Here is a 17,464-nt window from a genome sequence, read left to right as displayed (position 1 = left end):
ATGTCGGAGCGATTTTCAAAGGGTGAAGTAAAAATGCCAGCCATTGGAGGAAGACCAGTTGACAGAGGTGGAAATAGATTTGCACCAACTGCTAAACCTAAGAATACAAAAGGCACGTTATTGCGTATTATAAAAATATATATGCGCTGGGCTAAAACTATCTTTGTGGCTGTAATTTTTACAATTATTTCTTCAGCAATTTCTGTTGCCATTCCTTATTTTGTGGGAAAAACTTTTGATACCTTTAAAGTTTCAACTAGAACAGTGGATACAAAAAATCTTTTAATGCTTTTAAGTATTATCTTAGCCTTGTATGTAATCAATTGGCTGATTTCATGTTTAAATGGGGTTATTATGCTTAGGGTTTCACAAAAACTTGTATATGTAATACGTACACAATTTTTTGAAAAGATGCAAAAACTACCATTAAAATTCTATGATACAAGATCTCATGGTGACACGATGAGTAGAATTACGAATGATGTAGATAATATTAGTTCAACAATTGCACAAACAACCACACAATTAATATCAAGTATTTTAACTCTTATTGGTTCTTTTGTTGTTATGGTTGCATTAAATGTACCTCTAACAGCGGTTGTTTTATTATGCATTCCTCTTGTTACGCTTTTAACACGTGTAATTGCGTCAAAAGGCCGCGCCTACTTTTTAGCACAGCAGCGAAGCCTTGGTTCACTTAATGGTGTAATTGAGGAAAATATATTAGGATTAAAAATGGTAAAGGCCTTTGGTAAGCAGGAGGATGTTTTAAAGCAGTTTGCAGAAATTAATGAAAAATTATATGAAAGCAGTAACAAGGCACAAATATGGTCTGGATATATGATGCCTCTTATGAATGTTATTAATAATTTTATATTTGCAGTTGTTGCCATTGTTGGAGGAGTATTATCAGTAGGATATGGTTTATCAATTGGAACTGTTGTAAGTTTTTTGAGCTATTCAAAACAATTTTCTCAGCCACTAAATGCTATAGCTGGCATGTTTAATACAATTCAGTCAGCACTTGCCGGTGCAGAACGTGTTTTTGAAATTTTAGATAGCGAAGAGGAAAGTGCCGATATAGAAAATGCTATCCAAGTAGAAAACCCAAAGGGAGAAGTAATATTCGAAAATGTATGTTTTTCATACAACAAGTCTACACCTATACTGAAAGATGTAAACTTTAAAGTAAACCCTGGGGAAACAGTTGCTTTAGTAGGAGAAACTGGTGCTGGAAAAACTACAATTGTAAATCTTTTGACTCGCTTTTATGATGTAGATAGCGGAAGAATTTTAATTGATAAAGAGCCAATTATTAATATAAAACGGAGCAGCCTCAGAAAGTGTTTTTCAGTAGTGTTGCAAGACACTTGTCTTTTTACAGGAACAATTATGGATAACATTCGATATTCACAAAAGGATGCAACTGATGAAGAAGTAATAAAGGCAGCTAAAATAGCTCATGCTCATGATTTTATTGATAAACTTCCAAAAGGGTACTATACAATGGTGTCCGGAGTTACGGATAATTTAAGTCAGGGACAACGTCAGCTTATATCAATTGCCAGGGCAGTATTATGCGACAGTCCTATTCTAATTTTAGATGAAGCAACAAGCAGTGTTGATACAAAGACTGAGAAAGATATTCAGCATGCATTACTAAGATTAATGAAAAACCGTACAAGTTTTTTAATTGCACACCGTTTATCTACGATTAGAGATGCAGATCACATTATGTTAATTGGTGGGGGAAAAATATTGGAAAGTGGAAACCATAAAAGTTTAATGGATAAAAAGGGACAATATTATAATATGGTAATTAGTCAAATGGGAAGGTTGAATAAAGAGAAATTGTCTGATATATAGAACTAAACAATAAAGAGTACCATGCTAAGGGGGAATTAAGCATGGTACTCTTTATTTCTATATTTTAGATGGATAAATATTTATGAAAAACATTAAATCAACTTATGAGTTAATTATAAGACCTTGTTGTGTCAAAATTATGGCAAACCTTATTTTTATTACTAAATATTAAGCGCTCTAATTAATATATTTAGATAAATTAAATGATAAAGTCAGTATAGGGCTAGAGTTGATTACAATTTTATAAGTAGTTTAATTTTAGGGAAAAATTTATATCTTAAGATAAAAGAGAAGCAAGATTTTATTGTAAAAACAAATTATAAATCGAAGATACTTAATAATACGTATTAGAACATTATTATAATGTATTGACTTTTTAATAGTATAGCAATATTATTCAATTAGTAGTAAAAATACTAATATTAAATTTAACTAAAATATTAAAGGGGGAAAAATATGAAAAAAAATGTATTAAAAGAGTTAATAGTATTTGTAGCAATTAGCAGTATGGCAATTGGAATTATAGGATGTAGCAATAGCAGTAATTCTAGTAAAAATTCCGAAGTAAAATCCTCGTCATTAAGTGACATAAAGTCAAAAGGTAAAATTGTGATTGGGACAAGCGCTGACTATCCACCATATGAATTTCATAAGCAAATAGATGGAAAAGATCAAATAGTTGGAATTGATGTCAGCATTGCTCAAGAAGTTGCAAAGGACTTAGGAGTAGAACTTGAAGTAAAAGATATGGATTTTGATGGACTTTTAGTATCACTTCAAGCAGGAAAATCAGATGTAGTATTTGCGGCAATGAATCCGACTGATGAAAGAAGAGAAAATGCAGATTTTTCTGATATATACAATAAAGAGAAGAATATATTTATTGTTAGAAAAGGCGACGAAACTTCAATAAAATCAATGGATGATTTAAAAAACAAGAAAATTGGAGTTCAAAAGGGATCGGTTCAAGAGACATTAGTAAAAGATAATCTTCCAGATGCAGAGGTAAAAGGATTAGGAAAGGCTACTGATTTAGTGTTAGATCTGAAAAACAAAAAGGTAGATGCAATATTGCTTGATTCGCCTGTTGCTAAGTTTAATTGTGAAAAAAATAATGATATTGCATTAACTTCAGTGACTATTGAAGCAAAAGAAGATGGGGCTGCTATTGCAATGAGAAAAGGTTCAACAGATTTACAAGCAGAAATTAACAAAACAATAAAAAGATTAAAAGATGAAGGAAAAATTGATGAATTTGTTGTTGAAGCAAATAAATTAATGGATTAGCATTCATATTAACTTAAATACAATAATTAAATTATATACATAAATTATTGATGTAAGGTATGAATATATTTTACATCAATAATTTTATAATTATTATTTAAAGTAAAAGGAGGATACTTTTGAATTTTATATTTCTAAAAAGGTACTATGAATATTTTTTAAAAGGTACATACACAACAATAGAATTAGCTTTCTTTGCAATAGTATTTGGGACAATCATTGGGTTAGGACTAACTCTTTTAAAAAGATCTGAAATTAAAATTATACGATTTTTAGCATCTACATATGTTGAATTCATACGGGGAACTCCTATTTTAGTGCAAATATATATAATTTATATAGGATTACCTAAATTAATAAATATAGGTTTAGCTGATATAGTTGTAGGTGCTGTTGCGCTATCTTTAAATTCAGGTGCTTATGTATCTGAAATTATAAGAGCTGGAATTAATGCAGTTGATAAGGGGCAGAGTGAAGCAGCTAGAAGCTTGGGAATGAATAAAAGAATGGCAATGTTTGAAATTGTAATTCCACAAGCATTTAAGAATGTTTTGCCTGCATTAGGAAACGAGTTTATTGCAATTATTAAAGATTCATCTATGGTTTCAGTTATTGGAGTCGCAGAATTAATGTACAATGCTGGAATAGTGAGAGGAAATACTGCTTTAGGACTAGAGCCGATAATAGTTGCAGCTGTTATTTATTTTATATTAACGTTTGCTATGACAAGAGGATTAATTATTTTAGAGAGGAAAATGAAGAAAAGTGATATTCGTTAAAAATTTATACAAGAGCTTTGGACAAAGTGAAGTTTTAAATGGTATTGATGAGTATATTTCAAGAGGAGAAGTAGTTGTAATTATTGGTCCATCAGGATCAGGAAAAAGTACGTTGCTAAGATGCCTTAATTTATTGGAAATGCCTACATCGGGAGAAATTATTTTTGAAGGAAAGAACCTTGTATCAAAATCTAGTGACATAAATAAAATTAGAGAAAAAATGGGGATGGTATTTCAGCAATTTAATTTATTTCCTCATAAAACTGTATGCGAAAATATCTGTTTAGCACCAATTAAAGTAAAAAATATTTCGAAAGCTGAAGCAAAGGATAAAGCATATGAACTTCTTGGTAAAGTTGGATTATTAGAAAAGGCTGATTGTTACCCAGCATCACTTTCGGGTGGACAAAAGCAAAGAATTGCAATAGCAAGAGCTTTGGCAATGGAACCAGAGGTTATACTATTTGATGAACCAACTTCCGCTTTGGACCCAGAAATGGTTGGAGAAGTATTAAGCGTTATAAAGAAGCTTGCAAAAGAAGGAATGACAATGGTGATTGTAACCCACGAAATAGGATTTGCCAGAGAAGTAGGAGATAGAATAATATTTATGGATGGAGGAAAGGTTATAGAGAGAGGAAGTCCAATAGAAATATTTAATAATCCTAAAAAATTAAGGACTAAAGATTTTTTATCAAAGGTTCTTTGATAAACAGGGCATTTTAAGAGAATCAGCATTATTTTTAATAAAATTTTCATATAACTATTGCATATAACGTTATATAATGTTATAGTATGTATCAAGGAGGTGTAGTAATGATTAAAAATAATATCGATATAATTTTAAAATCAAATAATATCTTTACAGGAATATCAGATAAGATAATTAATGGATATGTTGCTATTTCTGGTAATAAAATTGTTGCGGTTGAAGAAGGAGATGGTTATAAAGAGTTATTATCTAATAAGACGAATTTTATTGATCTTGGTGAAAACGTTATTAGTCCTGGATTTGTAGATACCCATACATTTTTCACTGGATATATAATTTTTAATATTGGGGTTGATGTTAGTAAAGCAAGTTCAATAGATGAATGCATAGAAATTCTAAAAAAATATGAAAGTACACTTGATAATAATGCTACAATTTTTGGGCATGGCTGGAACCCAGAAGCTTTTAAAAGCTTAACTGCAGTAGAAAAGTTAGATGAAATATTTATAAATAGAAGAGTCATTGTTTTTTCTAATAATAGAGATACTTGCCTTATGAATACAAAAGCAATTGAAGTTTATAAATTTACTCCAGATGAATGTTATCCAGAAGCCTATTGGAGGATAATGAGAGAATATTTGAATGATAGAAACTTTATAGACAAGCAATTTAAAGATTATATGCAAATGATGAATAGCAGAGGAGTTACGGCTGTAAAAGAAATGGGATTTGACGACTATTATGGATTTACAGATTACTTAGAAGAAGTAGAAAAAAATAATCTGTTATCCCTTAGAATTTCATTTATGTCTCAGCCAGTTGGACAAGGAATTAATATTCCATATGGACTAAAAATGAGGGAAAAGTTCAGTAGCGATTTCATTAGGTTTTCAGGATTTAATAGGATGACAGATGGCACAGTTGCAAGTTTAAAAGCAGATTTACTCAAACCGTATGAATGTTTGGAAAATGTAAATTGTATCATAGATATTGATTATGATCTAATTGAAAAAGAAGTTTTATTAGCTGATGAACACAATTTTAGATATTCCCTTCATGCGCAAGGTGATGGGGCAGTTCATAAGGTTTTAAATATTTATGAGAAATGTAAACGAGGCCAAGGAAAGTGTATTAACAGACATGCAATTACGGATATGGAATTTACACATCCAGATGATCTGGAAAGAATGGGTAAGCTAGGTATAATAGCAGAAATTTATCCACAAATAATGTCATTAGATTTAGAAGATGAAACAAAAGAAATGATAGAAAAAAATGTAGGACTTGAACGTGGGAAATACTTTTGGAATCGTAGAAAAATGCTAGACAGTGGTGTAGTTGTATCTTGTGGAACAGACTTACCACTTATGATAACTAATATACCGGAATCTATATATCATGCTTGCGGTGGATATTTTGCAGATGGTAAAGATCCGTATAATAAGCAAAACACTATGTCTATTGTAGAACTACTAAAAGCATGGACAATAGGTGGCCAGTATAATTGTGGATTTGAAGATAAGTTAGGAACCTTGGAAGTAGGAAAATTAGCGGATATTGCTGTTCTAAATAGAAATATATTTGAAACTCCAGTGGAAGAAATGAAAGATGTAGAAATTTGCTTAACTATTGTTGATGGTAAAATTGTGTATAATAAACTTTAAGGGTTTGAGGGGGAGTATTATATGGGTCTTATAACTAGGGAACAAATAGCAGGAATGAATATTCATTATCTGTTCTATTCATTAGATTATTTTTTAGATGCTCAAGTTAAAGCTGGGATTAAGACTATTGAACTATGGCCAGGAGTACCTCATTTTTTCCTTGATTCTATGACATATAGTGATTGTAAGATTATAAAGAAAAAAATTGAATCAAGGGGATTGAACGTTAAGATTTTAACTCCAGAAAATTGCACTTATCAATATCAATTTGCGGCTAAAGAACCTGAACTTTTTGAAAAGAGTTTTAAGTATTTTAGCAATGCAATAAAAGTGGCTGGAGAATTAGATTGTGAAATTATGGCTATAAACTCTGGATGGGGTTATCTAAATGAAGATAGAGAAGAGGCCTGGAAGCGTTCATCAAATATGCTTTCAAGGTTAGCAGATGTTGCGAGGAAAGAAGGGATAAAACTAGCAATGGAATCCTTAAGACCAGAAGAATCACAACTTGTAATTACTCTTAATGATGCAAAAAGAATGTTCGATGAAATAAATCACCCCAATTTAAAAGTAATGATCGATACCATAGCAATGGGAGTAGCGGGAGAAACGATTCAGCAATGGTTTGATGTATTTAAGAATAATATAATACACACTCATTTTGTTGATGGAAATCCGTATGGACACTTAATTTGGGGTGATGGTAAGTATGATCAGGAGAGTTTTCTAAAGACTTTAAAGGATAATGGGTATAAAGGATATTTAGGTCAGGAAATTACAGATTTTAATTATTTTAAGGATCCAGCATCACATGATATACGCAATATGAAATCGTTTGAAAAGTTTATCTAAAGTTTGATAATATTACCGATTAACTAACATTTAACTTGAAAATAAATACTCGAGCTTGTGAAAGCTAAATAAGTTGCATTACATCTAATAATACGTTATAATACGTATTATTAGATAGGAGTCGAAGTAAGGTTTAAGTTAAAAGTTATAGGCAATCATATAAGTTAAGTTAATACAAGATAACGACACAAAGTTCAAGGATATAAATTAACTATTAATAGGAGTGATTAATTTGTTTAATAGAAAATTAAAAATGCCACATACTTATACTTTACTCTTTGGGTTAATAATCTTAATAGCAATATTAACATGGATTATACCTAGTGGACAATTTCAAAAACAAGATCAGGTTTTATCGGGAATGACAAAAAGTGTTATAGTACCAGACACATATGAGTCTGTACCAAAAGTTAGTGAAGATGGAACTGATTTAAGACAAGGTCCCTTTGATGTATTAATGGCTCCGAGTAAAGGGATACAAAGATCAGTGGAAGTAATAGCATTTATCTTTGTATTAGGAGGTTCATTTTCTATATTAATGAAAACAGGAGCAATAGATTCAGGAGTTTCTGTTGTAGCAAGAAGATTTCAAGGAAAAGAAAAAATAATTATAGTACTTATGATGACCCTTATTGGAATTGGTGGATCAGTAATAGGAACTAGTGAAGAAACAATACCATTTTATATGGTGTTTATACCACTGATGATGAGTTTTGGATACGATTCGCTTACAGCTATTATGATGATATTTTTAGCATCACAAGTTGGATATGTTGGGGCAACACTAAATCCATTTTCGGTACTTGTTGCTCAAGGAGTGGCAGGAATACAAGGAAATCCACAGTTGTGGTTTAGAACAATACAATTCATTGTTTACATGATAATTACAATAACTTTTGTATTGTTATATGCAAAGAAGGTAAAAAGTAATCCTGAAAAATCTTTGGTTTATGAAGATGATTTAAAAAATAGAGAGTTCTTTTTAGCCAATAGAGAATCTTTAGATAAAGTTGAGTTTACAGGCAGGCACAAGATTATACTTGTTGGTTTTGCAGTGAGTATGGGAATAATGATTTGGGGCTTACTTGAAAAAGGATTTTATATGAATGAAATTGCAGCAATTTTTCTTATGCTTGGTTTATTCTCAGGTATTGTTGCTAAGTTTTCAGAAAAAGAAATGGCTGAAACTTTTGTAGAAGGATGTAAAGATTTTGCATACCCAGCAGTAATAATAGGAATTGCAAGTGCAATACTTGTAATCGCTGAAGATGGTATGATAATTGATACTATTTTAAATACATTAGCAAATAGCTTAAAAGGAATGCCAGTAGCAGTATTTACAACAATAATGCTTTTTGTACAAAATATCATAGCATTATTTGTTCCATCATCATCAGGTCAGGCCGCTTTAACAATGCCTCTTATGGCTCCACTTGGAGATTTAATACATGTTAATAAAGAAGCAATTGTTACTACTTATCAAGCTGGAAATGGTTTAACTAATATGATATCACCAACTGGTGGGGTTTTAATGGCTGCACTTGGAATTGGAAGAATCAGTCTTTCTAAATGGATAAAATCAGTAGCAAAAATAGTGATTGTATTAGAAATAACTGCAGCAGTATTTTGTGCAATATCAGCATATTTACCAATGTAGTAAAAAGACAAATAGTAAAAAATCATAAAATGATTTAAACATATAATTTTAAAATATTAGGAGGAATAAAAATGAACATTAGAGAAATCGTAGGAAAAATTATAGCAGGTAAAGAAAATGGAATAAAAGAAGTATTTTTAGTAGCATGTGGTGGGTCTTTAGTAGATATGTATGCATCACAATATTTCTTACAAAGTGAAACAAAAGAATTAAGAGTTTTATCGTATACAAGTAATGAATTTGTTCATGCAACACCAAAATCTTTAGGAGAAAATTCAGTTGTAATTGTATGTTCACATGGTGGGAATACTCCAGAAACTGTTGAAGCTGCAAGAGTAGCTAGAGAGAAGGGAGCAGCAACTATAACATTAACACATAATAAAGATGCTAATTTAATTAAACATGCAGATTATAATATACTTTATGTTTGGGGAAATGACACAAGCGTAGAAGATAATCCAATGGCAATTATTCTTAACATAGCAGTTGAAATATTAAATCAAACAGAAGGCTATGAAGGATATGACAAATTCATGGAAGGTTTAAAGATTGTAAATGATGTTGTAAAAAGAGGTCAAGGCTTAGTTGCAGAAAGAGCAAAAAGATATGCAGAAAAATATAAAGATGAGCCAATAACATATATATTAGGAAGTGGGGCGTCTTATGGACATGCATATGGATTTTCAATATGCTCACTAATGGAAATGCAATGGATGAATGCATCAGCGGTGCATTCAGGTGAATACTTCCATGGGCCATTTGAGGTAACTGATAAGGAAACATTATATTTATTATTAATGAATGAAGGTAGAACTAGAGAATTAGATGAAAGAGCACTCAAATTCTTAAATAAGTATGGTGCAAAAGTTGAAGTGGTTGATTGTAAAGAACTTGGCATTAGCGTAATAGATAGTTCAGTAGTTGAATTCTTCAATCCTATAGTATTCTATAGCATCTTATGTGTATATAGAGGAGAATTGGCAAAGATTAGAAATCACGATTTAGATACAAGAAGATATATGGGAAAAGTTGAATACTAAAATATTTAAGTATAGGAGAAAATATTATGGTTAAAGTGATTGGGCTAGGAGATAATGTTGTAGATAAATATGAACATATTAGAACAATGTATCCAGGTGGAAATGCTTTAAATTTTGCCGCTTATGCAAAGAATTTAGGAGCAAGTTCAGCATTTTTAGGGGCATTTGGATCAGATGCTGAAGCAGAACATGTTCAAAATACAATTCGTGAACTTGATTTAGATATTTCAAAATGCAGAAATTTTGATGGTGAAAATGGTTGTGCAAGAGTAACATTAGAAGGTGGAGATAGAGTTTTTCTAGGAAGTAATGAAGGTGGAGTTTTAAGAGAAAATGGTTTAAATCTTACACAAGATGATTTGGATTATATTAAAACTTTTGATTTACTACATGCAGGATTATATGGCTATACAGAACCAGAACTTGATAAAATAAGAGAATTAAACATTCCAATATCTTTTGATTTCTCTGATGATTTTACAATGGAAGAAGTTGAAAGAATTGCTCCTAAAGTAGATTTTAGCTTCTTCTCATGCAGTCATCTAAAAACTGATCAAATGCTTAATTTAATAATGAGAGCTCATGAGCTTGGAAGTAAGATAGTAGTAGTTACTATGGGAGAAAAAGGTGCGTTGTTATATGATGGGATTAAGTTCTATGCACAAGAACCAGAACTTGTTGAAGCTGTAGATACAATGGGAGCGGGAGATTCATTCTTAACTGCATTCCTAGTAAATTATATAAGCAAAGTCAAAGAGAATAAATTAGATAAGGAAACAATAATTAAAGAAAGTCTAAATGAAGGTGCAATATTTTCAGCTAGAACATGTTTAATTGAAGGATCATTTGGATATGGTAAAAACTACTAGTTAATTTACAACAGTGGCTGTCAAAAATGGTTTTTAACCATATAATAAGACAGCCATTTTGTTTGTATAGAAGAAATATATTATATTAATTTATTCAATATCATTGTGTAATAACATAATTGAAGTTTTTATAATGGTATGATAGTATATAAGTAATATTATACATGCATAAAAGGAGTTTTCATATGCTAATACAAGATAGTATTAATCCTTTATATCAACAATTGGCAGATATTATACGTAATTTAATTATTAGTGGTGAATTAAGATATGGAGATAAAATTCCAACTGAAGTTGAATTGAGTGAAAAATATAATGTTAGTAGGATAACTGTTCGTGCAGCTATTTCTGAACTAGTCGAGATGGGATTTCTGATAAAAAAACAAGGCAAGGGAACATTTGTAAGTAAGCCAAAAGTTCAGCGTAAAATTGAGTACTTATCTAGTTTTACTGCGGCTTGTGAAGCTAATGGATTAAAAGTAACCAATGAAGTGATTAAAAGAGAGATAGTAGGGCCTGAATTAGAAGATAAAAAAGATCTTGAATTGGATGAGGATGATAAATTAATATATATTCAAAGAGTAAGATATGCTGGTGGCGAACCATTAATGTTGGAAAATAATTATTTTTCTTGTAAGAGATTTAGTTTTTTACTCACTGAAGATTTAAGTGGATCATTGTATGAGTTATTAAGAAACAAGTATGATATAAATCCTTCAGATTCACCTAGTTCAGGAATTGATAGAACTACAATTGAAATTGCCAAAGCTGCTGATGAGGAAGCTTCATTGTTAAAAGTGCAAAATGGTGAACCATTATTTTATATAAAGACTGTGATATACGATGATAAGAATATGCCAGTACATATAGGTAAGCAGTATGTAATAGGAGAACGATATAAATTTGTAATATCGTAACATATAAATTTATATAATAGAACACGACTTGACATAATTAGAAAATCCTTAAATGAGCATCTTTTTAGTAAAATAAATACTTATAATAAAGAGTAACATTACTAGTCTCCCCTAGCATGTTACTCTTCATTTTTTATGGTGTAGATATTTATGAAAAAAGGTAACCAACGTATATTTCTATTATAGTAAATTAATAAAATTCATTACAACAGCATTCTTTAGAAAATCAGATGGAATCTTATTTTGGCATAAGATATGTGTTTTTCGTCACAAGTGTAGTATTAAAAATAAATGTAGCAGAAGCTTATTTCTAAGTATATAAAAAATGGCTTTATGCGAAAAGTATACATTGAAATATTAACAAAAATGAATAGGTAGTTTTAGCTTAAAATGGGAAATAAATATACAAATTGATAATTTGAATTAATATTTTTTAAGGAAGAGTAAAACTAAAAAGTTGGACTCTTCTCTTTTGTGTAGAATATAAAATAGATTTAGTAACTATAATTTCAGAAAATACAGTAAAAAACTATTGATAAATAAATGCAATTATACTAATATATAATTTATGATAGAATTAATATTAACTAATGGAATATTATTCTTTAATGAAAACGTATTATCTAAGAATATAATACGATAAATCTTGTGTAGGAGGTGAATGCAAATTGTTGGAATCGATACCAAGAGAAAACGTTTAGGAAATTAGAGTCATAAACTATATGCATTTTTGGTACCGATACCAGGGGCGATCAATTAATTTCATATGGAGGAATGAAAATGCAAAGAAATCATAGAAGTTTTAAAAGTATAATAGCAATTACTTTGGTCCTTAGTATTATTATTACATGTGGTCCAAACACTGTAATTGCAAAGGCAGAAGACAATAATTCGGTAATAACCAGATTAACTACTGCAGAAAAACAAGGAGTAATATTACATGCTTGGGATTGGTCATTTAATAATGTAACAGCTAACTTAGATGCTATTAAAGCAGCAGGTTACACTGAGATACAAGTGTCACCAATACAAGTAAACAAGGACTTAAATGATGAATATACAACTTCTGACAAGTGGTGGATTTTGTATCAACCAGCTGGGTTTCAAATTGGGAATAAACAGCTTGGAACAGAAGATGAGTTCAAGGCAATGTGTGCAGCAGCAAAAGCTAAGGGTATTAAAATTATTGTAGATACTATTGTAAACCATATGGGTAACAATGGAGATCCAGATATACCAGCTGAAGAAGTGGCAGATTTAGATCCAGACCTTTCGTTAGCAAATCACCCTGATATGTGGCATGTAGATAGCAATGGTAAATTAAATGTAATTTCTGATTACAATAACAGATATGATGTAACTCATAACGGGGTTGGACTGCCAGATTTAAATACTGCCAATCCGCTTTTGCAAGAAAAAATAAAGTTATACTTACAAAAATGTTTAGATGATGGAGCTGCTGGATTTCGTTTTGATACAGCTAAACACGTAGAACTTCCAATTGATCCAGACAATGTAAAAAGCGATTTTTGGCCAAACGTATTATCTGGATTGCATACTGCTGACGGAAATACACCTTTTATTTATGGAGAAGTTTTACAAGGTGGTGCAGATAACATTGCAGGATATGCAAAATATTTTAATGTTACTGCAAGTAAATATGGTGCTGATATAAGAAGTACTGTAGGTGTTGGAACTTCGGGTCCAAATTTAAGTGGAAATATTGATAAATTAAAATCCTATGATGTTCCATCTGGGATTGATAACACAGAAATTGTAACATGGGTAGAATCTCATGATACTTATGCAAACGATTCATCAGAATCAACACCTATGACTGATGAGCAAATTAAAAATGGATGGGCAATAGTAGCATCTCGTGAAAATTCAACTCCACTATTTTTTGACAGACCAGCAGGAAGAAAAAAATTACAAGGTAATATAGGAGATGCAGGAAGTGATACTTGGAAGGACCCAGACGTAGTTGCAATTAACAAATTCCATACTGCCATGGATGGACAAGATGAAAGCTTAATTAAATTAAGTGATAATGTACTTATGATTGAACGTGGTACAAGCAGTGGTGCTAGTAAAAAAGGAGTTGTAATCGTAAACTTAGATTCAATCCCTTATCAATTACCAGCAGGTCAAGCTATAAATTTAGAGGATGGAATTTATACTAATTGTGCACCTGTAGGTGGAACATTTACTGTAGCTAGTGGTCAGATATCAGGAACTGTCCCAAGTGGAATTACAGTACTTTATGCAGATGGAATACCAGAACAACCAGTTATAACTCCAAAGGTTTCAATTGATAAGGAAGATTGTTCCTTTGCTGATAAGTTAGATTTAACTTTGCATGTTACAAGTGCAGCTTCAGCAACTTATTCAATTGATGGAGCTCCACAAGGTTCATATGCTGATGGGCAAACTATTACAATTGGAGAAAGTGCTGCTGCTGGAGCAACAATAAAAGTTGTAGTATCAGCTACAAGCAGTGATGGTAAAACTGCATCAGAAACTTATACGTATATAAAGAGAGACCCAAATGCAAAAACTGTAGTGTATTTTACAAAACCAGCTGGTTGGCAATTACCTTATGCTTATGTTTATAATGATTTAAAAGAGAATTATAATAATGAAGCATGGCCAGGAACTAAAATGGTTAAGATAGGGGACAACTTATATAAACTAGAAATAAGTGGTTTTACAAATGGTCAAGTTATATTTAATGATTGGTTTTATGGCAGTCATCAAACAAGTGCTTTTACAATAGCACCAAGTGAGAGTGTTGAAAAGAAGCTTTATGATACTGATGGAACTTGGAAAGATACGACTGCTACATTTGACAATGGCACTACCTTACCAGATGATGGGGTTACAAATGGAACAGCAAAGGTATATTTTCAAAAACCAAGCACTGCTGAATGGGCTTATAATGATGTAAATATATACTTCTATGGTAAAGGCGGTCCAAGCTGGCCTGGAGTACCAATGACAAAAGTTAGTGATAATTTATATACTTACACATTACCAGCAGGCCTAGAAGGTTCGAATGTAATCTTTAATGCAAATGCTGGAAAAATACAGGTGCCTGGATCTGGTGAATCAGGATTAACTGCACCAGCTAATACTAGTATGATACTTGCGGATGGAGTTTGGAAGGAATACACTAAGGGAGTATCCAAAGCATACTTTAGAAAACCATCTGATTGGGCAGAACCTAATATCTACGTATTTAATGATCAAGGCGTAAAAGTAAGTGAATGGCCAGGAGTAAAAATGGATAAAGTAGCTGGAACAGAAACTTTATATTCTTATACTTTGCCAGAAAATTTTGGTGATGCTAAGATCATATTTAATGATAAGATAGCTGGAAACGATTCTGGAAATCAAACAGCTGATTTGGTATTGCCATTTGAAACTTCAAAAATATATGACGAAACAACTAAAACTTTAAGAGATTTCACTCTAGATGATTTACAAGAACCAGAAAAGCCATCTACAGATGCACAAGGTGTAACTAAAGTTTACTTTAAAAACACTTTTGGATGGGAGAAGGTTAATGTATATGCATATAACGATGGATCATCTGATAAAGTAAAGGATTGGCCAGGAGCAAGTGCTGTTGATGAAGGCAATGGATTATACAGTTATACATTACCAAAAGGTTTTGAAAGTGCAACAGTAATTTTTAATAATGGCGGTAAAGGTAAGCAGACAAATAATTTACCAACAAAAGTTGGAAGTACTATGGAATTTGTTTCTGATGGAACAGAGACTGATGGTAAACTTAATGGTGAATTAGTAAGCAAGTCAAAAGTTTACTTTAAGAATACAAGTGGATGGAGCAGTGTTAAAATATATTACTGGGTGGACGCTAATAATAATGGTTGGCCTGGAAGCAGTATGGTGGATGAAGGGGATAATTTATATAGCTTTGTAATGCCAGATGGTTTTGAAAATGCCAATGTAATATTTAATAATAATGGTAAGGGAAAACAATCACCTGATAAACAAGCACAAGCTGGAAAGACACTAATACTTGACGGTGATACTTGGAGAGAATTCACAGAAGCTGATATACCAGGGGCAAATACTAAACCAACCAACCCAGGCGATAATGAAGAAGTTGGTTCAACAGTATATGTAAAAGTTCCAAGCGGATGGAATGGTATACCTAATATCCACTATTGGAATACAGCGGGCGGAACAACTACTTGGCCAGGAGTTGCAATGAAGGATGAAGGTAATGGAATATATAGTGCTGCTATACCAAAATCCTTTGGTGATGTTTCGATAATTATTAATGATGGAAGCAATAAGCTTGCTGATAAGGATGGAAACACTGAATTTACCGTAAAATTAGGAAGTACTATAATTTTTGAAGATGGTGCATGGAAAGACTATGTTAAACCAACACCTGATCCAGGGGCACAAGAAGTATCAAAAACTCCTATAGTTGATGGGATAATTTATACGGGAACTACTACGGTTAAAGGAACAGCAGGTGCAAATGCAGATGTAGTATTAGGCATAGATGAAGACAATGTTACTACTTCAGCCGCAGTGCAATGCACTACTTCAGCAGGAGCTCAATATGTAATTGGAACTTCAAAGTCAGATGAAAATGGTAACTGGTTAGTACAAATTCCTGCTCAAAGTAAAGGAACTGTTATAAAAATTACTGCAAAAGAAGAAGGAAAGTTGGAAGCATCAATTACGGTTACAGTTCAAGAGAAACCTTCTTCAAGTTCAGGTTCAAGTTCAGGTTCTGATTCTGGTTCAAGTTATAGTCATAGTTCTCACAGAAAAGAAAAAACCGTTACTGTAGATGGAAACTCTACTATAATAAAATCTTCAGATGCATCAGTTATAATAGACGGAATTGTAAATGCCAATACATCGAATATAGTAGTTAAATTATCATCATCACAATCAGTAGCTATGAAGAGCATATTTGAAGCCTTATTAAGTAAGCCGGATAAAACTTTAACATTAGTTCAAGGCAATGTTTCTTTGACATTTAAAGGAACAGATTTATTAGCTAATGGAGCAGCAGATTTAGATACTACAATACAATCAATTTCATCAAATGCTTCGGCTATAAATAATTTAACTAATGGTGCAGAAATAATTGATTTATCGTTTGCTTATAAAGGAGCATTCCCAGGTAAAGCAACAATTACTACAGATGTAAATTCTAAATATAACAATAAGTTAATGTATGTATATTCTTATAATGCAGCAAATAATAGATTAACATTAGTATCACTAAATGTTCCTGTTCAAAATGGTGAAGTATCATTTACAGCAAGTAAAGGTTCAGATTATGTTTTAAGTGAAAAACCAATAACTGGAGCTGTTACTGAAGGTTGGAATAAAATTACTGATGGTAACTGGATATATGTAAAAGATGAAAATAATGTTGCTGGATGGATCTATGATGGAGGTAATTGGTACCTAACTAATGAATCTGGAATAATGCAAAAAGGCTGGAGTAAAGATAGAAATGGAAAGTGGTATTACCTTAATTCAGCAGGAGCTATGCAAACTGGTTGGTTAAATGATAATGGAACTTGGTATTATTTGAGCACATCAGGAGACATGCTATCTGATACAACTATTGATGGTTATACTTTAGGAGTTGATGGAGCTTGGATTGCATAGATTAGTTTAATTGTAAGCTTTATATTATAAATTTATAAAAAATTTCATTTTTTTTATTATAATCTAGAGAGTCTAAAAATATATTTAGGCTCTCTAATTTTATACTAATATGTAGTTTTTGACAAATTTAGCTGAAAGTATAAAGAATTGC

At 31.6% G+C, this 17,464-nt stretch carries 11 protein-coding genes; all 11 read left to right on the top strand.

Features of this window, described 5'->3' with window-relative positions; genetic code table 11:
* The 11 genes from COL3_RS11425 to COL3_RS11375 all read left to right on the top strand — a co-directional run bounded on the left by COL3_RS11425 (position 1) and on the right by COL3_RS11375 (position 17,313).
* Positions 1-1,866: an ABC transporter ATP-binding protein gene (locus tag COL3_RS11425; RefSeq protein WP_008419513.1), complete on the top strand. Its 1,866-nt coding sequence runs from the start codon at positions 1-3 to the stop codon at positions 1,864-1,866.
* Between the two features lie 456 nt (positions 1,867-2,322).
* Complete coding sequence (locus tag COL3_RS11420; RefSeq protein ID WP_008419515.1) at positions 2,323-3,153, top strand: transporter substrate-binding domain-containing protein; 831 nt, start codon at positions 2,323-2,325, stop codon at positions 3,151-3,153.
* 119 nt (positions 3,154-3,272) lie between these two features.
* The gene (locus COL3_RS11415) at positions 3,273-3,932 is read left to right on the top strand and encodes an amino acid ABC transporter permease (RefSeq protein ID WP_008419517.1); all 660 of its coding nucleotides are present in this window, start codon (positions 3,273-3,275) and stop codon (positions 3,930-3,932) included.
* The gene (locus COL3_RS11410) at positions 3,919-4,641 is read left to right on the top strand and encodes an amino acid ABC transporter ATP-binding protein (protein ID WP_008419519.1); all 723 of its coding nucleotides are present in this window, start codon (positions 3,919-3,921) and stop codon (positions 4,639-4,641) included. The genes COL3_RS11415 and COL3_RS11410 overlap by 14 nt, the downstream gene beginning before the upstream one ends.
* A 107-nt stretch (positions 4,642-4,748) precedes the next feature.
* Positions 4,749-6,308 (top strand): amidohydrolase family protein, encoded by a 1,560-nt coding sequence (locus tag COL3_RS11405; protein WP_008419521.1) that lies wholly within the window; start codon positions 4,749-4,751, stop codon positions 6,306-6,308.
* Between the two features lie 21 nt (positions 6,309-6,329).
* Positions 6,330-7,160: a sugar phosphate isomerase/epimerase family protein gene (locus tag COL3_RS11400; RefSeq protein WP_008419522.1), complete on the top strand. Its 831-nt coding sequence runs from the start codon at positions 6,330-6,332 to the stop codon at positions 7,158-7,160.
* Between the two features lie 232 nt (positions 7,161-7,392).
* Entirely contained in the window at positions 7,393-8,817 is a 1,425-nt protein-coding gene (locus tag COL3_RS11395; RefSeq protein ID WP_008419524.1) for a Na+/H+ antiporter NhaC family protein, read from the top strand.
* Positions 8,818-8,888: 71 nt separating this feature from the next.
* A complete protein-coding gene (locus tag COL3_RS11390) occupies positions 8,889-9,857 on the top strand; it encodes an SIS domain-containing protein (RefSeq protein ID WP_008419526.1) in 969 nt (322 codons plus the stop codon).
* The gene (locus COL3_RS11385) at positions 9,851-10,726 is read left to right on the top strand and encodes a fructoselysine 6-kinase (RefSeq protein ID WP_347474374.1); all 876 of its coding nucleotides are present in this window, start codon (positions 9,851-9,853) and stop codon (positions 10,724-10,726) included. The genes COL3_RS11390 and COL3_RS11385 overlap by 7 nt, the downstream gene beginning before the upstream one ends.
* A 185-nt stretch (positions 10,727-10,911) precedes the next feature.
* Positions 10,912-11,643 carry a GntR family transcriptional regulator gene (locus COL3_RS11380; protein ID WP_008419530.1) on the top strand — a complete coding sequence of 244 codons (732 nt, stop codon included), beginning with the start codon at positions 10,912-10,914 and terminating at the stop codon, positions 11,641-11,643.
* Between the two features lie 780 nt (positions 11,644-12,423).
* Positions 12,424-17,313, top strand: a complete 4,890-nt coding sequence (locus tag COL3_RS11375) for a starch-binding protein (RefSeq protein ID WP_008419532.1) — start codon at positions 12,424-12,426, stop codon at positions 17,311-17,313.
* Positions 17,314-17,464 lie beyond the last annotated feature (151 nt).

Source organism: Clostridium sp. LS, from assembly GCF_002760435.1.
GTDB lineage: Bacteria > Bacillota > Clostridia > Clostridiales > Clostridiaceae > Clostridium.
This window is presented reverse-complemented; position numbering and strand designations above follow the sequence as displayed.